Origin of the sequence: Micromonospora sp. 15K316 (genome assembly GCF_004348525.1) — a bacterium.
Taxonomy (GTDB): domain Bacteria; phylum Actinomycetota; class Actinomycetes; order Mycobacteriales; family Micromonosporaceae; genus Micromonospora.
On the sequence record NZ_SMKG01000003.1, the window covers coordinates 42,632 to 65,864 of the forward strand.

Sequence of the window (23,233 nt, forward strand, 5' to 3'; positions counted from 1 at the left end):
CGGGGACGATTCGCAAGGCGTGACACTGCCGGCAATCTCTCGTTGAGCCTCTGGCAGCCGCCGTCCACAGACTGCGCGCCCGCATCGGGCGTCGAGTCGGCCACTTCCCTCGACGCGACCAGAAGGGCATAGATGAAGACGATCAGCCGTAGCTTGTTGCTCTGCGATCTGGCGCCGTACCGCCACTCGACCCGGACCCGCAAGATCGCGAGCACGGTCGCGCCCGGGCGGCCGGGCGAAGTCAGCGCGATCACCCTCTCCCGGGTCGGCCGGCTCGGGATGAGTGACCATCCCGGGCTGTCTGTGATCGACGGTGTCGAGGTCGAGCAACTGCCCGTGCGTGAGATCGAGGACCGGCGCACCCTCACCGCCTCGGTTCGCAACCTGCTGGTGGGGTATCTACCAGCGCTCTGGCGACTCCGTCGACGGGTACTCGCCACGCCGGCCCGGACGATCCTCGTGGGTCACAGCGCACTCTTCTGGCTCGGCCTCGCCCATCGTCGGCGCTGGGGCAGCCAGGTGATCATCAGCAGCCGCGAACGACCCGGAGGTGTCCGCACCAAGGGTTCACTGGCCACGTGGTTCTCGCGGGTTGAACCGTGGATGATCCGGCGGGCTGCGCGCCGGCACGTTTTCACCGTCGTAGCGGTCTGTGAGAGTCACGCCGCCGGGTTCCGCGAGCTCGGCGTCAGGGACGTGCTGGTGGCGCGGAACGTGCCCATGGCCTCCTTCGCGCCGGATTTCGCGCCCCCGCCGGGCGGCCACGAGCTGCGGGTCGCCTGCGTCGGCAGCCTCTACCCCGGGCGGGGGATCGAGGCGTTGATCGACGCCGTGGTCGCCGCACGGGCCGCCGGCGCGCCGGTGCGGCTGACCATCACCGGTCCGGCCGGTGCCGAGTACCGGCAGTCGCTGCGCGACCGCATCGACGCCGCCGAGGCGGGGACGTACATCCACCTGGAGGGCGCCTGTGCTCCCGCCGAGGTGGTCCACTGCTACCAGCGTGCGCACGTCGGCACCGCGCTCTACGAGGCCGTCGACGCGGCCAACGACTCGCTCTCCAACAAAATCTTCGAGGGGGTGGTGGCCGGCCGCCCGGTGATCGCCGGGAACCTTCCCGAGAACAGTGCGCTGGTGGAGCGCCACCAGCTGGGCTGGACCTGCCCGGTCGCGGTCGGCCCGCTGCGGGACCTGCTGGTCGACCTGGCCGGCGACCTGACGGGGGTACGGGCGCGCGCCGCGCACTGCCACCACGTCGGTCGCACCGAGTTCATCTGGGAGATCGAGACCTTGCCACTGCAGAAGCGCCTGATCGGCGCCGAAAGCCTCACCCACAGCTAGGAGAGCGATGTCGGTCCAGGTTCTACACGTCACCGGCGCCCGACCGAACTTCCCGAAAGCCGCTCCGGTCATCCGTGCGCTGCACCAGCGGGACGTCGAGCAGCAGCTGGTGCACACCGGCCAGCACTACGACGAGCGGATGTCCGACGTCTTCTTCCGGCAGCTCGACCTTCCCGAACCGGACGTCAACCTCGGCGTGGGGTCAGGTAGTCACGCGGTGCAGACGGCCGCCATCATGACCGGTCTCGAAGCCCTCCTGCTGCGCGAACGTCCACGCCTCCTGGTGGTCTACGGCGACGTCAACTCGACCCTGGCCGGCGCGCTCGTCGCCGCGAAGCTGGAGATCCCCGTCGCCCATGTCGAGGCCGGGCTGCGCAGCTTCAACCGTGCCATGCCGGAGGAGATCAACCGGCTTGTGACCGATCGTCTCGCGGACCTGCTCTTCGCCACGAGCCCGGACGCGGTGGCCCATCTCGCCGCCGAAGGCGTCAGCGCCGAACGGATCCACTTCGTCGGTAACCCGATGATCGACACTCTGCTGGCCAATCTGGAGCGGCTCGACGTGACACGCGTTCGCGCCACCGCCCGGCTGCCCGAACGCTACCTGGTCGCGACCCTGCACCGCCCCGCTAACGTCGATGACGCGAGCGACGCCGCCGAGCTGACCAAGGCGATCCACGCTGCGGCCGACCAGTTGCCGCTCGTCATGCCGGTACACCCGCGCGGACGCGCCACCCTCGCGGCGGCGGGGATGTTCGACCACCCGCAGGTGCGGGTCGTGGATCCTCTGGGTTATCTCGAATTCCTCAGCCTGGTCCGCGGAGCAGCCGCCGTCATCACCGACTCCGGCGGGGTACAGGAGGAGACCACCGTGCTCGGTGTCCCGTGCCTCACCCTGCGGCCGGACACCGAACGGCCGGTGACCATCTCGCACGGCACGAACCGGCTGGTCGACCGGGCCGACCTTCCCGCAGAGGTACGTATCGCGCTGGCCTCGCCGCGGCCGGCCGAACCGGTCACGCCGCCACTGTGGGACGGACGGGCCGGCGGTCGGATCGCCGACGTGATCGTCGATTTTCTGTGAGGTGCGCTGATCCCGGCGGTCGGGGCGAACAATGGCACTATCGCGCGGCACCGCCCGAACGATGCGAGGGCCCCGAACGACATCGGCCCGACGTCAGGTGACCACCCCTGCCCGGGAGCGGCGAGAGACCGACGCCTGAGTTCCAGAGGACTCCAACGACGCCGAGGGCCGCCCCTTGGTGACCACCCAGAGCGACAGCAGCCAGCCGGCCACGTACGAAATCGCCGCCGACACCCCGAAGGCCCACACCGCCGCCAGGGCCGACGCGCCCGACCAGGCTGCCGCGCAGGTTGCGCCGGTCACCAACACCACACGCCCCGCATCCCAGACCAGTTGCAGACCCTGCCTGTCGAAGACGACGAGCGTCTGCGACAGGGGGGAGGCGACGAGCTGCGTCGCGACGAAGACCGCCAGTGCCTGCGCGTAACGGCCGCTGTTCAGCCATTCCTCGCCGAACAGCGCCGAGAAGGCCGACGGCGCGCCGAAGATCAGAGCCAGGAGTCCCACAGCTGCGGCCACCGCGAGCTGCCGGCTCGCCTTGACGAACAGCAGCCTCGGACGTTCCTCGTCACCGCCTCGCGCGGCGCGGGACAGCTCCGCCAGGTAGACCTGAGCCACCGCCATCCCGAGCAACGCCGCCGGCATCGCCAGAATCCGCTGGGTCAGGCCGAGCCAGCCCGCAACCTCAGCGCCATAGTGGTAGGCGATGAGCAGGACGGGCAGCTGCAGTCCGACGACGTTGAGCAGCCCGGACGGCGCCAGCAGCAGCGGGAAGCGACGGTGGCGCACGGCCGTCTCCCACAGGGTGGGCCGGCGCGCCGTGACAGGCTCATCCACCGATCGTCGACGCGCTCCGCGTGCCAGGCTGAGTGCGCCGACACACTGGCCGATCGCCAGTCCCAGCGCCATCCCGCCGGACCGCACTCCGGCCACGCCGACGCCGACCTGCGTGACCAGCATCGCGCTGTACTGGAGCAGATTGCGTCGGCCGATAGCGCCGTACCGCCGGTACCGGATCGCCAGCTGATTCAGCACGAGGACAGCGCCCATGGCGGCCGCGGTCCACGGCGTCAACCAGAGCCAGAAGCGGAGCGCGGGCTGGCTGAAGAGTTCTGCGATCTCATCCCTCGCCGCCGCCACGACGACCGTTCCCACCACCCCGGTAGCGAGTGCCATGACGAGTCCGAGGGCCACGAGGGCGTGCGCGTCGCGGTCCCGCTCCGGGAGCGGCACCGCCAGCTCGAACCGGCCGGCAGCCACCGTCCCGAGTATCGCCGCGAGGGTGGACAGCACCGCGAAGACCCCGAAGTCCGAGGGACTGTACAGGCGCGCGAGCAGCGGCGCGGCAAGTAACAGGAGCAGCTGACCAGCGGCGGTGCCGCTGACGATGCTCAACACGCCCCGGCGGCTGTCGCCCAGCCGACCGCGAACCGCTGCGTAGAGCGCAGAGGCAGCACGCGCCCGGCCGCTGAGCGAGGGGGCACTCTCGGGGGCGGAAGCCTGCTCTCGCCGGAGCGATCCGGTCAAGGGCGCCAGGTCCCGTACCGCAGTCGCGACGAGTGGCGGGGTGCGTAGGCAAGCCCGGTGACCATTCCGGCGAATGCCGGCCTCGGCAGCGGTCTCCTCGTCAGCGCGGTCGAACGACGACTGAGGTGCCGTTGACCCGAGCTGGTCCGACTACCCCAGTACCACAGACCCAGATAGGCGACCAGGCCGACGTTCAGCGGCGTCTCGAGGCCTCCCGCCATCCACGTGCCGAGAACGACCGTGACCCCGGAGAACCCCACGAGTTCCAGGGAGTTGTAGCTGGCGGCACGCATGGTCCGCTGAGTGAGAAGTTGAAGGAGCACCCCGAGTAGCGCGGCGATGAGAATCAAGCCCATGGTGTCGACGTTGTAGTGGATCGAGCCCCACAACGAGGGTGGCGATGTCCCACGGGTCGACCCGTACATCGTGTAGAAGACCTCGGCGCTCAGGGTGCTGCCACGATTGCCCGGCAGGACGCCGGCCAGCCCGTCGAGCCACTCGCCGCCGTTACGGACAGGGCTGCCGGAGGTGTAGTTGAAGGCGGCGAGTCCCGACACCTGGTTGTCGTTGATGAAGCGCGCGAAGAGGTCGTTCATGGCAGCCCGAATCGGACTCTCGGTGCTGCCGGCGCTCCTCGCCAGCACGTAGGTCGACAGCAACATGAGCGGTAGACCGATGACCACCGGAACCAACAGAGCCGCTCGAGGCAGCCGCCGACGGTTGTGCAGAAACGTGTAGACCATCACGGTCAGCAGGAAGAGCACCAACGCGCCGCGCTGACCGGTAGCCATGAGCGCGAGGAGGGCGACGGCGGAGAGAGCGATCGAGGCCACCCGGGCGAGGAGCCCGCCCCGACTGAACGACCAGACGACCAGAACGAGAGCCAGCGACGGCAGTATCACGTTCTTGAACTGATTGACGTAGCCGGGAAAGAAGTAGGCGTTGCCCGCGTACGACTCGAGGCGGAGTGTGGCGATGTCCGCCGGAAGGCCGTTGAGCTGGCCCCGCAAACCCTCGATGAAGGCGCTGTAACCGACCGCGGTGAAGTAGGCAGCCGTCACGACGATCGAAATCACGACCACGGCCAGGATCGTCGGTGTCGGCCGCACCAGCGAAACCCGGTAGGCCGAGTAGGTGACCCTCGGCTTGGCCGACGCCGCCTCGCTGTGCTTGACCCAGAGGTAGGTGACCAGGCTGGCGCCGATGTAGAGAGCGATGGCAGCAGCCATGAGCTGTCCGTAGAAGACCTCGGTGTCAGACGCCGGGTTGATCAGTCGGAGCGTGCCGTAGAGCATCAGCAACTGACACACCACGAACAGCCCGTCCGGCGAGAGGATGCCGTACCGCCGAATTGCGACAAGGTAATGAACAACAGCCAATCCAAGGACCGGCAAAAACAGCAGAATCATTCTCGGCCCCCGTTCTCCACCGACGTTGACTCAACGAGAGGCCTCCGTTCAGGTCACGGTGCCCGCGTCCCGCCGACGCCCGCTACGCGAATGCCGCCGGTCCGGATGATCCGCCCGCCTCGGCGACCCGATTTGTGGTGAGCTGTACCCATGGACCGCAGGCTGCTCGGGCTGGTGCTGCACCCGACCCGGGATGCCACCGAGATCATCTCGATCATCGCCGACTGGGCGGCCCGGCACGGAAAGGGTCTCGCCGTACGCGAGGAGGACCGGCACCGCGTGCCCGCGAACGTCGAGGCGTTCCCCACCGGCGAACTCGTCAAGCGGGTCAGCGCGCTCATCAGCATCGGCGGGGACGGCACGATGCTCGGCGCCCTCCGGTCGACGGTCGACAACCCGAAGCCGGTGCTCGGCGTGCATCTGGGGCGGCTGGGCTTCCTGGTGGAGGTGGAACCACCCGAGCTACCCGAGGCGCTGGACCGACTCACGCAGAAGAAATTCACCGTGGAGGCACACAGCTGCCTGGCCTGCGACGTCTGCGGCGACGACGTGGTGGCGTTCAACGACATCGCACTGATCCGCCGCCCCGGCACGGGCCTCGTCATCGCCACCCTCGCCGTGGACGGTCAGCGCTACGGCTACTACCGCTGCGACGCGCTCGTGGTGAGTACGCCGACCGGCTCGACCGCGTACAGCTACGCGGCGGGCGGCCCGCTGGTCTCGCCGGCCACCCAGGCGGTGGTGGTCACCCCTTCGGCCCCGATGGCCGGCATCAGCCGCTCCGTGGTGCTCTCCCCGGAGGAGAAGGTACGGCTGGAGCTCACCCCCGACTCCGGGCCGGTGGCGGTGGAGGTGGACGGCCGGGTCTTCCGGGAGGCGACCTCCGAGGGGGCGATCGACATCACCTACCGCCGGGAGGCCGGGATGGTGGTCCGCCTCGACCCGCGCCGCTACCAGGAGCGCAACCAGCTCAAGCTCAGCCTGATGGATCTGCCGTTGCTGCCCGACCAGCTCCGCGAGCTGCTCCCGCAGACCTTCCGCGAGCAGCTCGACCGCCGGGAGATACCACGCTGACCGGGACGGCCGCGACCGGCGGAGGCACGCGGCCCGGCACGGGAGCACCTTCCTGGCCCCTCCCGCGCCGGCGACCGCGCGAACGGCTCAGGCCTGCTTGAGTACCTCGGTGACCAGGTCCTTCGCCTCCTGCTGGATCCGGGTCAGGTGCTCCGTCCCGTGGAACGACTCGGCGTAGATCTTGTAGACGTCCTCCGTGCCGGAGGGCCGGGCCGCGAACCAGCCCGACTCGGTGGTGACCTTGAGCCCGCCGATCGGCGCGCCGTTGCCGGGGGCCGTGGTGAGCGTCGCGGTGATCGGCTCGCCGGCCAGCTCGGTGGCGGTCACCTGCTCCGGGGAGAGCTTGCCCAGCACGGCCTTCTCCTCCCGGGTCGCCGGGGCGTCGATCCGGGCGTACGCCGGCGCGCCGAAACGCTCGGCGAGCTCGGTCCAGTGCTCGCTGGGAGTCCGGCCGGTCGTCGCGATGATCTCCGCAGCGAGCAGGCAGAGCAGGATGCCGTCCTTGTCGGTGGTCCAGGTGCCACCGTCGCGGCGCAGGAACGAGGCGCCGGCGCTCTCCTCACCGCCGAAACCGACAGCCCCGTCGAGCAGGCCGGGCACGAACCACTTGAACCCGACCGGCACCTCCAGCAGCGGCCGGCCGAGGTCGGCGGCGACCCGGTCGATCATCGACGAGGAGACCAGGGTCTTGCCGACCGCGGCCGCCGGGCCCCACTGGGACCTGGTCCGGAAGAGGTGACCGATCGCCACGGCCAGGTAGTGGTTGGGATTCATCAGGCCGCCGTCGGGGGTGACGATGCCGTGCCGGTCGGCGTCCGCGTCGTTGCCGGTGGAGACCTGGTAGTCGGCGCGGGCGGCGATCAGCGACGCCATCGCGTTCGGCGAGGAGCAGTCCATCCGGATCTTCCCGTCGCCGTCGAGGGTCATGAACCGCCAGGTGGGGTCGACCGTCGGGTTGATGACGGTGAGGTCGAGACCGTGCCGCTGGGCGATCTCACCCCAGTAGTCGACGCTCGCCCCGCCCAGCGGGTCGGCGCCGATCCGCACCCCGGCGGCGCGGATCGCGTCGACGTCGATCGCCGCCGGCAGGTCATCCACGTACCGGCCGAGGAAGTCGTACGTCCCGGTGGTGTCGGCGGCGCGGGCCCGGGCGTACGGGATCCGGCGGACCCCGGCGAGCCCCTCGGCGAGGATGGTGTTGGCCCGCTCCTGGATCCACTTCGTGGCGTCGGTGTCGGCAGGTCCCCCGTGGGTCGGGTTGTACTTGAACCCGCCGTCGTCGGGCGGGTTGTGCGACGGGGTGATCACGATGCCGTCGGCGAGCCCGCCGGTGCGTCCCCGGTTGTGGCTGAGGATGGCGTGCGACACCGCCGGGGTCGGGGTGTAGCCGTCCCGGCTGTCGAGCAGCACGGTGACGTCGTTGGCGGCGAGCACCTCCAGCGCGTCGACCGCGGCGGGGGTGGAGAGGGCGTGGGTGTCCCGGCTCAGGAAGAGCGGGCCGTCGACGCCCTGCTGCCGCCGGTAGTCGCAGAGCGCCTGGGTGACCGCGACGATGTGGTCGGAGTTGAACGCGCGGCGCAGGCTCGACCCCCGGTGGCCGGAGGTGCCGAAGGAGACCCGCTGCGCCGGGTCACCCGGGTCCGGGTGCTCGGCGTAGTAGGCGGTCACCAGCCGGGGCACGTCGACCAGGTCGGCGGGCTGGGCCGGCTGACCGGCACGGGGGTGGGCCACTGCGGCAACCTCCTCGGACGGGGTGGACGCCGTTCTCTTCCCGGCGGCGCCCGGTTCCATGCGTACGGCGATCGGCGTCACGGCTCGACGCGCTGGCCCTTGCCGATCACCACGACCCCATTGTCGGAGACAACATAGCGTTGCCGGTCCTTCTCCAGGTCGACGCCGATCTCGGCGCCCTCGGGTACGAAGACGTTCTTGTCGAGGATCGCGCGGCGGACCACGGCGTGCCGGCCGATCTCCACCCCCTCCATGAGCACCGCGCCGTCGACGTGCGCCCACGAGTGCACCCGCACCTTCGGGGAGACGACCGAGTTCTCGACGAGCGAGCCGGAGATCACCGCGCCGGGCGAGACGAGCGAGCCGACCGCCCGCCCGACCCGCTCCCCCCACTGGTGGACGAACTTGGCCGGCGGGTACGGGGGCTGCTCGGTGTAGATGGGCCAGTCGAAGTTGTAGAGGTTGAAGACGGGGTGCACGTTGATCAGATCCATGTGCGCGTCGTAGAACGAGTCGAGGGTCCCCACGTCCCGCCAGTAGCCGCGGTCGCGGTCGGTGCTCCCCGGCACCTCGTTGTCCTTGAAGTCGTAGACGTTCGCCTCGCCCCGCTCGACCAGCATCGGGATGATGCTGCCGCCCATGTCGTGCTTGCTGGTGTTGTCCTCCGCGTCGCGCTCCACCGCCTCGCAGAGCGCCTTGGTGGTGAAGACGTAGTTGCCCATCGAGGCGTAGATCTGGTCGGGGGCGTCGGGCAGGCCGACGGCGTCGGTGGGCTTCTCGCGGAACGCCCGGATGCGCCGGCCGTCCTCGCCGACCTCGATGACGCCGAACTGGTCGGCCATCGAGAGCGGTTGCCGGATCCCGGCGACAGTGACGCCCGCGCCGGAGGCGATGTGGGCCTCCACCATCTGCCGGGGGTCCATCCGGTAGATGTGGTCGGCCCCGAAGACGATCACGTAGTCGGGCTGCTCGTCGTTGATCAGGTTGAAGCTCTGGTAGATGGCGTCCGCCGAGCCGGCGAACCACCACGGGCCCCGGCGCTGCTGGGCCGGCACGGGGGTGACGTAGTTGCCGAGCAGCGTCGACATGCGCCAGGTCTTGGTGATGTGCCGGTCCAGGGAGTGCGACTTGTACTGGGTCAGCACGACGATCTTGAGGTAGCCGGCGTTGGCGAGGTTGGAGAGGACGAAATCGACCATCCGGTACATCCCGCCGAACGGGACGCCCGGCTTGGCCCGGTCCGCGGTCAACGGCATGAGGCGCTTGCCCTCTCCGCCGGCCAGGACGATCGCGAGCACCTTGGCAGCCATGGTCAGACGCTAACCAGCCACGTACGACTTCACCACTCGTACGGTCGGACTTCTGCACTAGGGTGCGGGAATGACCGACTCCGCCCCCTCAGCCGGCCAGCTGCGCGTCGATCTGCTCACTCGTGAATACCCGCCGGAGGTGTACGGCGGAGCCGGCGTCCACGTCGAGTACCTCGCCCGCGAGCTGCGCCGACTCGCCGACGTACGGGTGCACTGCTTCGGCCTGCCGCGCACCGAGCCGGGCGTCACCGCGTACGCCGAGCCCCCGGGGCTGACCGGGGCGAACGCCGCGCTGCGCACCATGGGCGTGGACCTGGAGATGGCCGCGGGTTGCGCCGGCACCGACGTGGTGCACAGCCACACCTGGTACGCGAACCTGGCCGGGCACACCGCGAAGCTGCTGCACGGGGTGCCGCACGTGGTCACCGCGCACAGCCTGGAGCCGCTGCGACCGTGGAAGGCCGAGCAGCTCGGCGGCGGCTACGCGCTCTCCTCGTGGTGCGAGCGCACGGCCGTGCTCGCCGCCGACGCGGTCATCGCGGTCAGCGAGGGGATGCGGCGGGACGTGCTCACCGCCTACCCGGAGGTCGACCCCGACCGGGTGCGGGTGGTCTACAACGGCATCGACACCACCCAGTACGCGCCGGATCCGGGCACGGACGTGCTCGACCGGCTCGGCATCGACCCGGCGCTGCCCAGCGTGGTCTACGTCGGCCGGATCACCCGGCAGAAGGGGCTGCCGTACCTGCTGCGCGCCGCCCGGGAGCTGCCGGCCGACACCCAGCTGGTGCTGCTGGCCGGCGCGCCGGACACCGCGGAGATCGCGGCCGAGGTGGAGGGCCTCGTCGCGGAGCTGCGGGCGAGCCGGTCCGGGGTGATCTGGGTGGCCGAGATGCTGCCGAAGCACGAGGTGATCCAGGTGCTCACGCACGCCACGCTCTTCGTCTGCCCGTCGATCTACGAGCCGATGGGCATCGTCAACCTGGAGGCGATGGCGTGCGAGACGGCGGTGGTGGCCACCGCGACGGGCGGCATCCCGGAGGTGGTGGCCGCCGGTGAGACGGGCCTGCTGGTCCCCATCGAGCAGGCCGCCGACGGCTCCGGGCGACCGCTGGATCCGCAGCGCTTCGTCGCCGACCTGGCCGCGCGGATGAACGAGCTGCTGGGCGACCCGCAGCGGGTGGCGGCGTTCGGGCAGGCGGGCCGGCGCCGCGCGGTCGAGCACTTCTCCTGGGACGCAATCGCGGCGCGGACGCTGGAGATCTACCGGTCGGTGGGCGCCGCCGGCTGAGCCGCGCGGAAGCGGATCACACGCAGTAGGTTGGCGGGGTGAGTGGACGGTTCCCGATCGAAGACGTCTCCCCCGTCGTCTCGTGCGGTCGCTACCCGGCCAAGGCGGTGGTCGGCGAGCTGGTGCCGGTGGCGGCCCGGGCCTACCGCGAGGGGCACGACGCGCTCGGCTGCAACGTGGTGTGGCGCGGCCCGGACGGCGTGACCCGGCCGTTCACCCGGATGCGCCCCGGCGAGCCGGGGCAGGACCGCTGGCACGCCACCATCCGGCCGGACGCGGTGGGCGAGTGGACGTTCCACGTCGAGGCGTTCGCCGACCCGTACCTCACCTGGCAGAACGCGGTGACGAAGAAACTCGCCGCCGGACAGGGGCCGGTGGAGCTCGCCAACGACCTGGCCGAGGGCGCCCAGCTGCTGGAGACCGCCGTGTCCGGGGTGCCGGCGGCGCAGCGGCAGCGGGTGACCCGCGCCGCCGCCGCGCTGCGCGAGGCCGACCGCGAGCTCTCACGGCGGGTCGGGCCGGCGCTGGAGCTGGCCGACCTGCTCTGGGCCCACCCGGTGCGGGAACTGGTCACCGCCGGTGACGAGCACCGGCTCTGGGTGGACCGGGAGCGGGCGCTCTTCTCCGCCTGGTACGAGTTCTTCCCCCGCTCCGAGGGCGCCGTCGCGGCGACCGTCGACGCGCCGGCCCGCTCCGGCACCTTCGCCACGGCGACGCAGCGACTGCCCGGCGTGGCCGCGATGGGCTTCGACGTGCTCTACCTGCCGCCGATCCACCCGATCGGCCGGGTCAACCGCAAGGGCCCCAACAACTCGCTCACCGCCGGGCCGGACGACGTGGGCTCCCCCTGGGCCATCGGCGCCGCGGAAGGTGGCCACGACACGATCCACCCCGACCTGGGTACGGCGGAGGACTTCCGGGAGTTCGTCGCCGCCGCCGCCGAGCAGGGGCTGGAGGTGGCGATGGACCTGGCGTTGCAGTGCGCGCCGGACCACCCGTGGGTCACCGCGCACCCGGAGTGGTTCACCACCCGGGCCGACGGCACGATCGCGTACGCGGAGAACCCGCCGAAGAAGTACCAGGACATCTACCCGCTGAACTTCGACAACGACCCGGAGGGGATCCGGGCGGAGATTCTGCGGGTGGTGCTGCACTGGGTCGGCGAGGGCATCCGCATCTTCCGGGTCGACAACCCGCACACCAAGCCGTTCGACTTCTGGCACTGGCTGATCCGGGAGGTCAAGAAGGTCGACCCGGACGTGCTCTTCCTCGCCGAGGCGTTCACCCGACCGGCGATCATGCACGGGCTCGGCAAGATCGGCTTCACCCAGTCGTACACGTACTTCACCTGGCGTACGAGCGCGGCGGAGATGCGGGAGTACTGCGAGGAGCTGGTGGCGGCGGCCGACTACATGCGGCCGAACTTCTGGCCGAACACCCCGGACATCCTGCACGAGTCGTTGCAGCACGGCGGCCCGCCGATGTTCAAGATCCGGGCGGTGCTGGCCGCGCTGCTCTCCCCCTCCTGGGGCATGTACGCGGGCTTCGAGCTCTTCGAGCACGAGGCCCGCCCCGGCGCCGAGGAGTACCTGGACAACGAGAAGTACGAGCTGCGTCCCCGCGACTGGGCCGGCGCCCAGGAGCAGGGGCGGTCGCTGGCCCCGTTCGTCGCCACCCTCAACCGGGTACGCCGGGAGCATCCCGCCCTGCACCGGCTGCGCAACCTGCGCTTCCACGACATCGACAACCCGGCGCTGCTCTGCTGGTCCAAACGGGACGCCGACACCGGCGACACGGTCATCGTGGTCTGCTCGTTCGACCCCGGCGGGGTGCAGTGGGGCAACACGACGCTCGACATGCCGGCGCTCGGTCTGGACTGGCACGAACGGTTCACCGTGCACGACGAGCTGACCGGCGCCAGCTACGACTGGGGGCAGCGCAACGCGGTGCGGCTCGACCCGTACCTGCAACCCGCGCACGTGCTGACCGTGCGCCGCCCGGCCCCGCCCGAGACGCCGACCGGGTTCGCCACCGCCCCGGCGGAGCTCACCACCGAGTCCGTTCCCGAGGACCTCTCCGGCGGCGCCGCCCCGACCACCCCCGCCCAGAAGGACGAGCTCCGATGGACCAGCTGATCGCCGGCCACTTCCACGACCCGCACTCGGTGCTCGGTGCGCACCCGGCCGACGGCCGGACCACGATCCGTACCCTGCGCCGGGGCGCGACCGACGTCGCCGCGCTTGTCGACGGCGAGCGCCACCCGATGAAGCGGGTCCACGACGCAGGTGTCTTCGAGACCACCGTGCCGGGCACCGTGCTCGACTACCGGGTCGAGGTCGACGGGGCGGCCCACGACGACCCGTACCGCTACCCGCCCACCCTCGGTGAGCTGGACCTGCACCTGATCGGCGAGGGGAGGCACGAGCGGCTCTGGGAGGCGCTCGGCGCGCGGGTCTTCGACGAGGGGGTCGCGTTCGCCGTGTGGGCGCCGAACGCGCGCGGCGTGCGGGTGGTCGGCGAGTTCACCGGTTGGGCCCCGGACGACGGCTGGCCGATGCGTTCGCTCGGCTCCAGCGGCGTCTGGGAGATCTTCGTGCCGGGGGTGCGGGCCGGCGCCCGCTACAAGTACCGGGTGCTGGGCGCCGACGGCCACTGGCGGGACAAGGCGGACCCGCTCGCCGCGTACGCGGAGGTGCCGCCGGCCACCGCGTCGGTGGTGCACCGCTCGACGTACGAGTGGTCCGACGCGGCCTGGCTCGACCGGCGGGCGAAGGCGCTGCCGCACCAGGAGCCGATGAGCGTCTACGAGGTGCACCTCGGTTCGTGGCGGCCCGGTCTCGGCTACCGGGAGCTGGCCGAGGAGCTGACCGAGTACGTCACCGGGCTGGGCTTCACCCACGTGGAGTTCCTGCCGGTGATGGAGCACCCGTTCGGCGGCTCCTGGGGTTACCAGGTCAGCGGCTACTACGCGCCGACGTCGCGCTTCGGTGACCCGGACGAGTTCCGCCACCTGGTGGATCGGCTGCACGCCGCCGGGATCGGCGTGATCCTCGACTGGGTGCCGGCGCACTTCCCCCGCGACGAGTGGGCCCTCGCGCGCTTCGACGGCACCCCGCTCTACGAGCATCCCGACCCGCGCCGGGGCGAGCATCCCGACTGGGGCACGTACGTCTTCGACTTCGGTCGCCGCGAGGTGCGCAACTTCCTGGTCGCCAACGCGCTCTACTGGCTGGAGGAGTTCCACGTCGACGGGCTGCGGGTCGACGCGGTCGCCTCGATGCTCTACCTGGACTACTCCCGTCCGGAGGGGCAGTGGGCCCCCAACCAGTACGGCGGCCGGGAGCACCTGGAGGCCATCGCCTTCCTCCAGGAGGTCAACGCGACCGTCTACAAGCACCACCCGGGTGCGCTGATGGTCGCCGAGGAGTCGACGGCCTGGCCGGGGGTGACCCGACCCACCTCGGACGGCGGGCTGGGCTTCGGGTTCAAGTGGAACATGGGCTGGATGCACGACACCCTGCTCTACACCTCGAAGGACCCGATCTACCGCCAGCACCATCACCACCAGCTGACCTTCTCCCTGGCGTACGCCTGGAGCGAGAACTACGTGCTGCCGATCAGCCACGACGAGGTGGTGCACGGCAAGGGCTCGCTGGTCGGCAAGATGCCCGGCGACACCTGGCAGAAGCTGGCCAACGTGCGGGCGCTGCTGGCGTACATGTGGGCGCACCCGGGCAAGCAGCTGCTCTTCATGGGCTGCGAGCTGGGCGACGACCGGGAGTGGAGCGAGGAGCGCGGCCTCGACTGGTACCTGCTGCACGACCCGGCGCGGGCCGGCGTGCAGCGGCTCGTCGCCGACCTGAACCGCCGCTACCGGGAGACCCCGGCGCTCTGGGCACAGGACACCGACCCGGCCGGGTTCCGCTGGATCGCCGGGGACGACGTCGCCAACAACACCGTCTCGTTCATCCGGATCGCCCCGGACGGGCAGACGCTGGTCTGCGTGGCCAACTTCTCCGCGCAACCGCTGCCCGACTACCGGGTCGGCCTGCCCGCGGCCGGCACCTGGCGGGAGGTGCTCAACACCGACGCCCAGCCGTACGGCGGCTCCGGCGTGGGGAACCTGGGCGAAGTGCACGCCGAGGACGTGCCGTGGCATGGCCTACCGGCGTCCGCGGCGCTCCAGGTGCCCCCGCTCGGCGTCCTCTGGCTCAGCCCTGGTGACAGTTCTCGGTAGACGCTACGCCGCGGAGGCGGTGTCACTCCGCCACGTAGACACCCTTACCGGGATGTCCCACGACCAACTCTCGGTCCTTCAGGATCGTCATGACTCGGTTGATCGTGGAGATGTGGACGGCGTACTGCTCGGCCAGCTCGCGGGTGGACGGCAACTTGACGCCAGGCGCCAGCTCCCCAGACTTGATCTTCTCCGCGATCTCGTTGGCGATGCGCCGGTAGTCAACCTTCTCGGTCGGCATGAGTCGATCTCCGTCGGTTCCCTGGCTTCGGCAGGCCAATCTGATCACGGAGAACCTGTTCCAGCAAGTTTCTAGTTATGGCAGGTAGCACTTGACCTGCTCCTACAAGTTGGAATAGGTTCTCTTCAGTCGGTTCCCTGGTTTCGGCAAACTCCCGGGTTCCGGCGGCACACCCACCTGGGGAGCACGACGCATGGACCCTGCCTCCCAGGTGGGCCCCAATCGTCATCCCGGAGAGGGTCCCAGCCGTGCCGATCGATGAGCCGGTGAGCAGGGCAGCTGAAGTGTTCGCCGCTATGAGGACATTGGAGGCTCATTGGACTCGGGCGCTCGACCATCCATGGCGGGTAGGTGGATGCCTGCAATGCCAGGGCCGTAACACCTGTCGTCAGCTTGACTGGTCCTTGGCGGTCGTGGCGGACGTCGCGTCCGTCATGTTGCAGAAGGCGTAGGAAAGCATCCCCACCCACCCAGCAGCGGGCACCAGTGGCGGGGCAGACAATCGCTAACTACTCATTTCCCTACTCAAAGACTTGAACCTCAGCCAGAGCAGCAAGCCTAAGACAAATTCGACGAGACCGATAACAACACTGTTCCGCCAGCCGTTCCGCGTTTCTTTTGTCGACATTAGGCGTACGCCATTTGTCCCGCCAGGGACCGCTCTCAACTCAACGCCATCCCCCACTTCGAAGCGGCGCCCAGCAGTGTTCTCGTCTAGCGGTCCTATGACAGCGACGCGCTCCACCCCGTCACTATCAGCGAATCGGATTGCCACACTCTGACCACCGAGTTGAAGTTCGGTGACAGAGACCACCCGGCCCATGACCGTCCGCCCCTGGGTATTTGCAACCCGCTCAGTCTGGACTGTGTGCAGGTACCCAGCGACCCCGATGATGGCGAAGAGTAATCCCACCACCATAAGCACAGGGCCACCCGCCCCCTTTTCCAGGGCAGCCGCGAGCCTCCCCAGCCGCCCAGCGCTCCGCCTCACTCGCCCACCGACATAGACCAAATTAGCAGCTGCATCACCTTGACGGCCTGCCAGGACAGGCTAGCCAGAAGCAGGCCCAGGCCGGTCCAGAACAAAATCTTCACAGCACGCTCAACCGACACCCGGTCCTTTGGATCAGACTTGCGTAAGACCCGTTCCGCGATAATTGGTCGAAACACAGGAGCGAAGCAGACAGCCGCGACGATCACACCGAACACATTAAGAAACTTCGCAAGACCAACAGACACTTAGTCATCAAGCCTTTCAGAATCCCGGACCGGCGGCGCATTTGGCACCAAACTCATAGTCCGAGATCGAAAAGGAAGGAGAGCATGACGCCGCCAGAAATCCCGACTCCGTATGAATTCCACGACTTCCCGGACGTAGTCGTCCCATGCCCATAGCAGCCGCCTGGCCCGCTTCCACCACACACCTTCGTCGTCACGTTAGTTCCCTTTTCCGCCCGCGTGGCGGTAGACCATCCGATAACGGCATATTGTGCGGCCCCACCACCCTTCAAAAGAGAACGCCAATCCTTCAACTCAGTCAGAGACTTATTGAAGGTACCGGAGCCACTGAAGTGCCATTCATTGTTGGTCCATTCTGCCTCAACGCACACAATCATATAACAGCCGCCAACGTCGATAAACATATGACTGTCGACGTACTCCTTACAGAGAAGCCATTGCAGCGAAGTGCCACACCCGGCAGTGTTCCAGAATTCGTTCGGGTCGTCGGACCGCAGATAGTTCGGCATAGCGCCAAACATCGATCCCACAGCAGCCCTGCAGCGCTCGGAACCTGGGGCACCAGCGCAAGGATTATTCGGCTTGGTCGGGCCACCCTTGCCACCACCACCCGGTCGACGCCGGTCAACTGGCGGTACATACTTTCCCGGCTTAGGCTTCGTGCTGGTCTTGTGGTTCTCCTGCCCCCACGAGACGTTGTCGGTCGATCCACAACCGTGCGGGCAGCCCGTCGACGGGTTGTAGCCGTAGCAGTCGAAGTGCGCACAGTCGTCCGGGATCAATCCGGTGGGATCGCTCGAACTGACCGGCGTGTTGTCGGCGTAGGCGTAGCCGTTCCACTGCTGAGGGTCGCCAGCATCTTGCAGGGGGTCGACCGAGATGAAGCGGCCGGCTGCCGGGTCGTAGGCGCGCGCACCCACGATAGTCAGCCCGGTGGGGCTCATCGGCTTGTTGAGGAAGCCGCGGTTATCGGGTGCGGTGACGGCGGCGCCGCGCGGTCCGCCGTACGGGGTGTACTGCCGCCACGTCGGGTTCTGGGCGGTGTTGTCGAGGTAGAGCGACGGCGTGCCCTGGTGGTCGGTGACCACGAAGGTGTACGCCGTACCACTGCCGGAGCGGACGCAGGTGCCGCCACCGGGCAGGTCGTAGTAGCGGTTGCCGCTGACGACGCCGGTGGCGGTGTTGAGGATGTGCTGCTGCCCCGGCAGGTAAAGCGTGTTCTTGCCGGGCTCCTTTTGGAGCATCAGGTTGCCGTCGGCGTCATAGATGAAGGTGTTGTCGCCGCTGGTGCCACCGGTGACCTTGGTGAGCTTGCCGGCGTCGTCCCAGGTGAGGGTCTGGTTGCCCTGGGCGGCGTTGCGACCCGTGGTGTTGCCGGCGGCGTCGTAGGTGTAGCTGCCGGTGCCGGTGGCCGCCCCGGTGGTCGTGGTGGAGGTCAGGGTGTGCGGCTTGTTCTGACCGTTCCCGTCATAGGTGTAGGTGGTGGTGGTGTCACCGGCGGTACCGACGCCGTGGTCGACCTGCTTGGTGCGGTTGCCGATGACGTCGATGCTCCAGCTCGTCCAGTAGGCGCTGCCACCACCGATGCTGTTGCCGACCATGCTCTTGCTGCTGACGGTGGGCGTGACCGCACAGTCGTCGGTGGCGGTCCAGGCCTCGGTAAGGCGGGCGAGACCGTCGTAGCCGTAGCACTGGGTTTCGGCGGGGGTGCTGGCACCGTTCCGCTTGCTGATCTTCCGGGTGATGTTGCCGGCCAGGTCGTACTTGTACTCCTGCTCGTCTACCGTCGACGGGGTTGTCTTGTTCCGGGTGACGAGCTGGTTGGTGAGCCGACCGGTGTGCGGATCGTAGGTATTGGTGACGTAGGCAGCGCTCGTCGAGATACCCAGGGATTGCTGGTCGACCCGGCCCCAGGCGTCGTAGCTGACATCGGTGGTGTAGCTGTTGAGCCCAACAAGACGCTCCGGCATGTCGAACTCGTTGTAGCCGTGGACCACCGTCTCCGACGGGAGGCCACCCTTCGCCGGGTACGTGTCCGTCAACGGCAGGCCCAGGACCGAGGTGTACGTGTGGCCGAAGGCGTAGGAGCCGGCCAATGCACCCTCGGCGTCAGGGATGGTAACCGTCGTCCCGAGGCTGTTGCCGAAGACGTCGAACGCCTTCTGCTGGCTGGTGTACGCCTGCCCACCGCGGTAGGCGATGGTGGTGGTCAGCTTGCCGATCGCCCTGGTCACCCCCGCGACGGCGTTGCTGTTGTCGTACACCCACGCCGCGCGCTGGTTCGCTGCGGCCTGGTTCGCCACCGTGGCGGCGAACTCTGCGGTCTTCCGGTCCAGCGCGTCGTAGGTGTAGGAGAGGGTCTTGCCCCGGCTGTCGGTCGTTTCGACGAGGTTGCCGTTGGCGTCGTAGCGCATCGAGCTGTTACCGGCGTCCGGGTCGGACTTCGCCACCACCTGGCCGAGCAGGTTGTAGGTCGAGGTCCAGACGTTGTTCTTGGCGTCGGTCAGCGTCGACTGGTTGCCGTGGCTGTCGTAGCCGTACTTGCTCACGGTCGCCGTGCCGCCGGTGGCAGTGAAGGTGCCGGTGAAGGTGTCGGCCGGAGTGGTCACCGTGGGACGAGCGGTGTATTCGTGCAGCTCCGATTGCCGTCCCAGCGGATCGGTGAGAGCGGCCTTGACGACGCCGCCCTCCGGTGGCACGACGGTGGTGCGGTCACCGGCGTGGACGGTCGTGGTCGTGGAGACGGTGACGCCGTTCTTCGCCGCCTGGACGATCACCGCTCGGCCGAGGCCGTCGTAGGTGGTGAACGTCTGGTTGGGCACCTGCTTCTTCAGCTCCGCCGCCGAGACCGGGGTGCTCACCGCCGGGTCGGCGGCGTCGTCCCACCAGCCGTTGTACGACGCCCGCGCCCAACCTCGGCTGTCGTAGAACGTGTCGGTGATCATCCGGCCGCCGTTCGGCACCGCCGTCTGCGTCTGCCGCGTCCGCAGCAGGGCGTCGTACAAGCTCACCGACGTGATGTAGGCGTTCGAGTTGGTCAGCTTCTGGCTGGTGACCGCGGTGACACCGGTCTTCGAGACGGTGTAGGCGAACTTCAGGTTCGCGAGGCTGCTCGTCGCCCGGTTGTTCAACCACACCGCCGTGTTGCGGCCGAGCGCGTCGTACTGCTGGCGCGCCACGACCGCGTTCGGGTCGGTGGCGGTCAGCGTGCTGCCGCGCCTCGGGTTGACCGTGCTGGACGCGGTCTGGTTCAACGCGTTCGTCGTCGACGTGCCGGTGACCAGTCCGACGCTGTTCATCGTGTAGGCGGTCGAGGTCTTGTTGCCCTTGGCGTCGTACGACTCGGTGATCCGGCCGTACGAGTCGTAGGCGGTCCGCCCGGCGGTCTGCCAGGCGTAGGCGTTCGAGGCCCAGTCCTTGGCGACCTGGGTCAGGGTGACGTCACCCTTGGTCGGGGCCTTCGGCTGGGGGAAGGTGGTGGCGAAGCTGGTGTCGTCGTAGAAGGTCCGCTCCGCCTTCACCACCTGAGCGGGCCGGTCGACAGTCGCCGGCGCGGTCAGCGTGTTGGCGCCACCCGGCTCCGACGCGGGGCTGCCCTGGGTGAAACCGCCGCAGGCGACGGAGACCGTCTCGGTCTGGCTGACCAGGCCGGCCAGGTTCTTGCCGGCGTTGACCGGTGCGTAGGTGTAGCTGGTGCACTGGTCGTAGGCGGCGTTGGTCGGGACCGAGTAGGTGTAGGTGTGCTTCAGCTCGCCGAAGGTGGGGCTGGTGGTGTCGGCGTCGTAGCTGTTGTCGCTACCCGTGTACCGCCAGGTGGTCGAGCCGCCGCTGGTGACGGCCTGCCGGCTGTACGTCTTGATCGGTGCGACCCACTGCGCGGTCAGCGCCGGCAGGCCGGTGCGTGCCCGCGTCGCGGTGGCGCCGGAGACCCAGTAGGAGTTGATGGTGGAGGAGTCGACCCGGCCGCCCTCACCGAGATACTGGGTGCTCTCCAGCTCCTTACCGGCGAGCTCGTTGACGTCCTCATGGGTGCCACCGGCGGAGTCGGTCAGGTTGACCACGGTGGTGTTGTTGTTCTTGCTCATGCCGCGGTAGTAGGTGGCCTCGGACTGCGTGCGCCGATCGTTGACGCCGTCGCCGTTGAAGGTCTGCACCTTCGCGTAGCCGCGGAACTGGCCGTAGGTCCGGTACTTGGCCTTGACCACCTCGTTGTCGTCGAAGTGCCAGGCCGCACCGTCGAGGTACTTGTAGCTGGTCTTCAGCGCGGGCGCCCCACCGGTCGGGTCGGTGGAGACGACCTGGGTGACGGCGTACTTGTTGAACCAGTCACGGGTCTGCTCGGTGAAGCCGTCCGGGGTCCAGTACACCGGGTAGCAGGACTTGGTGTTCGACGCTGGGGAGACGGTCACCGGTGCGGTGCACGGGTTGGGCAGCTCGTAGCTGGGAGAGATCACCGAGCCGCTCTCGGTGGTGATCGCCGAGATGCGCTGCCGGTAGAAGTTCGGCAGACCACCCGTCACGTCCACCCGGTTGGCCAGCTTCACACCGACGAAGGAGACCGAGGGCAGCGAGATCGCGCTGGTGGAGCCGCCAGCGCTGAGGTCGTGCCCCGTGCGCGTGATCGAGCTCAGCCACAGGGTCGGAGAGGTGCCGTCCCCGGTGGCGGGCATCGTGTGGGTGAAGGCGTACGAGTCGACCTTCTCATGCTGCGAGGTGGCGGTGTTGTACTGCTGCGCCTCGATCGACGTCAGCCGGACCGTCGAGAAGAACGACGGGCCCCAGCTGTCGCAGTCGGTGCCCGCGTTGCAGACCAGGTCGAACGGCACGTCCGGCCAGTTCGCCTTCGTCGACGAGTTCAGCGGCTGGCAGGTCCCGGAGAGGCAGCGGTCGCCGGTCTTGAACACGATCCGGTTCGGGACGGTGCCGTATGCGTTGCCGTCGGTGAACCCGTAGTCGATCCGGGCCAGGTGGCTGTCGCGGATGTAGGAGACGTCGCTGGCGCCCTTGTTCCGCCCGTAGTAGTTCGTGTCCTGCTCGTAGTAGTACGCCATCGCGTTGCCGTGCGTGTCGGTGACGTAGTCCAGGTTCCACCGGTACGCCATGGTGCAGACCGACGAGGAGAAGCCGGCCGAGTCGAAGCAGGGGTCACCGGAGTGCGGCGAGTAGACCGGCGTGTGGTCGACCGACTTCGTCTCCGCCTTGGTCGACGTCCACCCCGGCAGCCGGTTACGGCCGAACTCGTAGGTGGTGCCGTCGCGCAGCGTCACCCGCCAGTAGTCCGTGTTGTAGGTACCGGAGCCGTTGCCCGAGTTCTCGACGTGCGTGATGACCTCGCCGTTGTCCGACTCCGGCTTCCACACCTTCTTCGTCGCGTCCCACACGAGCGCGGTCGAGGAGCCGTTCAGCGACAGGGTGAGGATCGGCCCGTCGTAGCACCGGTCGTAGGTCTCCACCGGTGAGGGCTTGCCACCCGGGTCGTCCTGGCACGACGCGAAGGTCTGCTCGACGTACGACCGCGGGGTCGACCAGCCGTCGCCCACCCAGGACGCCTGCGCGTTGGTGGAGACGGTCTGCCCGTCCACGCTGCCCGAGTCGTAGGAGAGCGCCACCGTCGGCACCAGGCCGGACGCGGCGGGCGGCACGGTGATGGGGTACGAGTAGGTGAAGGAGCCCGTGCTCCCACCGGCGGTCCAGGATCCGGAGGGCTTCAGGTCGGTGGCGGCGTAGGTTCCCCCCTTGCCACCCTCCTCCCCCGCCGAGGCGACCGCCGCGAGCACGGTAGTGCCGGCCACGCGGGACTCTGCGCCGCCGGTGGCGAGCGGCACCTCGGCGGAGACCGTCTGCGCCGCGAGGTCGTTGGATGACGGCAACGGGGTGGCCGTCCGGCAACTCTCCACCTTCGGGGTGGTCAGCGCGCACGCCGGCAACGTCACCAGCCGCAGCCGGGAGCCGTAGTTGCCGCCGAACGCCTCCGCGAACTGGGCGTAGTCCACACCGACGCGCACCGCGCCCGACGCCACGTCCGGAGTGACCGAGAGCAGCACGCCGTCCACCCCGGCCGCCTCGGCCGCGGCCCGGTCGGCGACCCGGACGTCGACCCGCTGCGGGCCCGCGTACCGGCCGTCCTTCAGCACGGGCTGGGCCCAGATCGGCGTGTCCGCCGCCCGGACCTTCGCCGGCGCCACCGAGCGGGCGGCCGACGATGCGGCCGGGGAGGTCAGGTCGAGCTGGGCGGACGCGGCCTTCGGCCACGCCGTACGGGTCGGCTTGTACGTCGTCGCCGCGTCGTCCTTCGGCGTCACGAACTTCGTCGGGAGGGGCTTCACGCCCTTCACGGAGGGCCCGGGCGAGACCGCCGGCGGCTTCGCCAACCCGTCGTCCTTGGGCTTCGCCGACGCCGGCGTACCCGACAGCAAACCCGCCATGAGCGACGCCGCCGCCACCACCGCGACCATTCGCGTGGGACGCCCCCACAGGCGCAGGCCCCCGTGTTGCCCGACCATCCGAACCTCACCTCTGCGAGATACCAGGAGAACCACGCAGGGTGACAGGACGCGCACCCCCGTGGCGCGAAACAATCTTTCACGTTGATCGCCTCAGAAGATCACGAGAAGTTAACGATCAGCTGGGCCGGTGTGGACCAAATGGGGCTCAGGCTGCGCGAAAGGGGCAGCGTGATGTGACACATGTCGTGCCGGTCTGCCGAATCGGCTGTTTCACTGTGGCCGCTCAGCGCACTGGAACGACCGTCC

At 69.0% G+C, this 23,233-nt stretch carries 13 protein-coding genes; 6 read left to right on the plus strand and 7 right to left on the minus strand.

The window, feature by feature from the left end; genetic code table 11:
- Positions 1 to 132: 132 nt before the first annotated feature.
- Positions 133 to 1,338 (plus strand): glycosyltransferase, encoded by a 1,206-nt coding sequence (locus E1211_RS01660; protein ID WP_132344617.1) that lies wholly within the window; start codon positions 133 to 135, stop codon positions 1,336 to 1,338.
- A gap of 7 nt (positions 1,339 to 1,345) precedes the next feature.
- On the plus strand, positions 1,346 to 2,422 hold the full coding sequence (gene wecB / locus E1211_RS01665; RefSeq protein ID WP_132344619.1) for a non-hydrolyzing UDP-N-acetylglucosamine 2-epimerase: 1,077 nt from the start codon (positions 1,346 to 1,348) through the stop codon (positions 2,420 to 2,422).
- A gap of 93 nt (positions 2,423 to 2,515) precedes the next feature.
- Here the strand turns inward: wecB and E1211_RS01670 are convergent, their stop codons facing one another.
- Positions 2,516 to 3,820 carry a lipopolysaccharide biosynthesis protein gene (locus E1211_RS01670; RefSeq protein ID WP_165947133.1) on the minus strand — a complete coding sequence of 435 codons (1,305 nt, stop codon included), beginning with the start codon at positions 3,818 to 3,820 and terminating at the stop codon, positions 2,516 to 2,518.
- 125 nt (positions 3,821 to 3,945) lie between these two features.
- The gene (locus E1211_RS01675; RefSeq protein ID WP_132344623.1) at positions 3,946 to 5,358 is read right to left on the minus strand and encodes an oligosaccharide repeat unit polymerase; all 1,413 of its coding nucleotides are present in this window, start codon (positions 5,356 to 5,358) and stop codon (positions 3,946 to 3,948) included.
- Between the two features lie 150 nt (positions 5,359 to 5,508).
- Here E1211_RS01675 and E1211_RS01680 point away from each other — a divergent pair, with 150 nt between their 5' ends.
- Positions 5,509 to 6,432, plus strand: coding sequence for an NAD(+)/NADH kinase (locus E1211_RS01680; protein ID WP_132344625.1), 924 nt, complete (start codon positions 5,509 to 5,511; stop codon positions 6,430 to 6,432).
- An 87-nt stretch (positions 6,433 to 6,519) separates the two neighbouring features.
- On the opposite strand, the gene pgm is transcribed toward E1211_RS01680, so the two are convergent.
- Both pgm and glgC read right to left on the minus strand, forming a co-directional pair.
- Positions 6,520 to 8,163, minus strand: a complete 1,644-nt coding sequence (gene pgm, locus E1211_RS01685; RefSeq protein WP_132344627.1) for a phosphoglucomutase (alpha-D-glucose-1,6-bisphosphate-dependent) — start codon at positions 8,161 to 8,163, stop codon at positions 6,520 to 6,522.
- A 77-nt stretch (positions 8,164 to 8,240) separates the two neighbouring features.
- Positions 8,241 to 9,473 carry a glucose-1-phosphate adenylyltransferase gene (glgC, locus tag E1211_RS01690; RefSeq protein ID WP_132344629.1) on the minus strand — a complete coding sequence of 411 codons (1,233 nt, stop codon included), beginning with the start codon at positions 9,471 to 9,473 and terminating at the stop codon, positions 8,241 to 8,243.
- Between the two features lie 70 nt (positions 9,474 to 9,543).
- On the opposite strand from glgC, the gene glgA reads away from it, so the two are divergent.
- From glgA to glgB, 3 genes are read left to right on the plus strand one after another with little or no spacing between them, the layout of a single operon-like run.
- Positions 9,544 to 10,764, plus strand: a complete 1,221-nt coding sequence (gene glgA, locus E1211_RS01695) for a glycogen synthase (protein WP_132344631.1) — start codon at positions 9,544 to 9,546, stop codon at positions 10,762 to 10,764.
- Between the two features lie 38 nt (positions 10,765 to 10,802).
- Entirely contained in the window at positions 10,803 to 12,899 is a 2,097-nt protein-coding gene (locus E1211_RS01700; RefSeq protein WP_132344633.1) for an alpha-1,4-glucan--maltose-1-phosphate maltosyltransferase, read from the plus strand.
- On the plus strand, positions 12,887 to 15,001 hold the full coding sequence (glgB, locus tag E1211_RS01705; RefSeq protein WP_132344635.1) for a 1,4-alpha-glucan branching protein GlgB: 2,115 nt from the start codon (positions 12,887 to 12,889) through the stop codon (positions 14,999 to 15,001). The genes E1211_RS01700 and glgB overlap by 13 nt, the downstream gene beginning before the upstream one ends.
- Positions 15,002 to 15,023: 22 nt before the next feature.
- Here the strand turns inward: glgB and E1211_RS01710 are convergent, their stop codons facing one another.
- From E1211_RS01710 to E1211_RS01720, 3 genes are all read right to left on the minus strand, one after another.
- Positions 15,024 to 15,242: a GntR family transcriptional regulator gene (locus E1211_RS01710; RefSeq protein ID WP_132344637.1), complete on the minus strand. Its 219-nt coding sequence runs from the start codon at positions 15,240 to 15,242 to the stop codon at positions 15,024 to 15,026.
- A gap of 987 nt (positions 15,243 to 16,229) precedes the next feature.
- Positions 16,230 to 16,481 carry a hypothetical protein gene (locus E1211_RS01715; protein WP_132344640.1) on the minus strand — a complete coding sequence of 84 codons (252 nt, stop codon included), beginning with the start codon at positions 16,479 to 16,481 and terminating at the stop codon, positions 16,230 to 16,232.
- A gap of 53 nt (positions 16,482 to 16,534) precedes the next feature.
- Entirely contained in the window at positions 16,535 to 22,984 is a 6,450-nt protein-coding gene (locus tag E1211_RS01720) for an RHS repeat-associated core domain-containing protein (RefSeq protein WP_243709288.1), read from the minus strand.
- Positions 22,985 to 23,233 lie beyond the last annotated feature (249 nt).

What these genes read in the sequence shown, in the direction of transcription:
- glgB (WP_132344635.1), top strand. Translation starts at nt 12,887, where the DNA reads ATGGACCAGCTGATCGCCGGCCACTTCCACGACCCGCACTCGGTGCTC.
- E1211_RS01680 (WP_132344625.1), top strand. Translation starts at nt 5,509, where the DNA reads ATGGACCGCAGGCTGCTCGGGCTGGTGCTGCACCCGACCCGGGATGCC.
- E1211_RS01710 (WP_132344637.1), bottom strand. Translation starts at nt 15,242, where the DNA reads ATGCCGACCGAGAAGGTTGACTACCGGCGCATCGCCAACGAGATCGCG.
- wecB (WP_132344619.1), top strand. Translation starts at nt 1,346, where the DNA reads ATGTCGGTCCAGGTTCTACACGTCACCGGCGCCCGACCGAACTTCCCG.
- glgA (WP_132344631.1), top strand. Translation starts at nt 9,544, where the DNA reads ATGACCGACTCCGCCCCCTCAGCCGGCCAGCTGCGCGTCGATCTGCTC.
- E1211_RS01720 (WP_243709288.1), bottom strand. Translation starts at nt 22,984, where the DNA reads ATGGTCGGGCAACACGGGGGCCTGCGCCTGTGGGGGCGTCCCACGCGA.
- glgC (WP_132344629.1), bottom strand. Translation starts at nt 9,473, where the DNA reads ATGGCTGCCAAGGTGCTCGCGATCGTCCTGGCCGGCGGAGAGGGCAAG.
- E1211_RS01660 (WP_132344617.1), top strand. Translation starts at nt 133, where the DNA reads ATGAAGACGATCAGCCGTAGCTTGTTGCTCTGCGATCTGGCGCCGTAC.
- E1211_RS01675 (WP_132344623.1), bottom strand. Translation starts at nt 5,358, where the DNA reads ATGATTCTGCTGTTTTTGCCGGTCCTTGGATTGGCTGTTGTTCATTAC.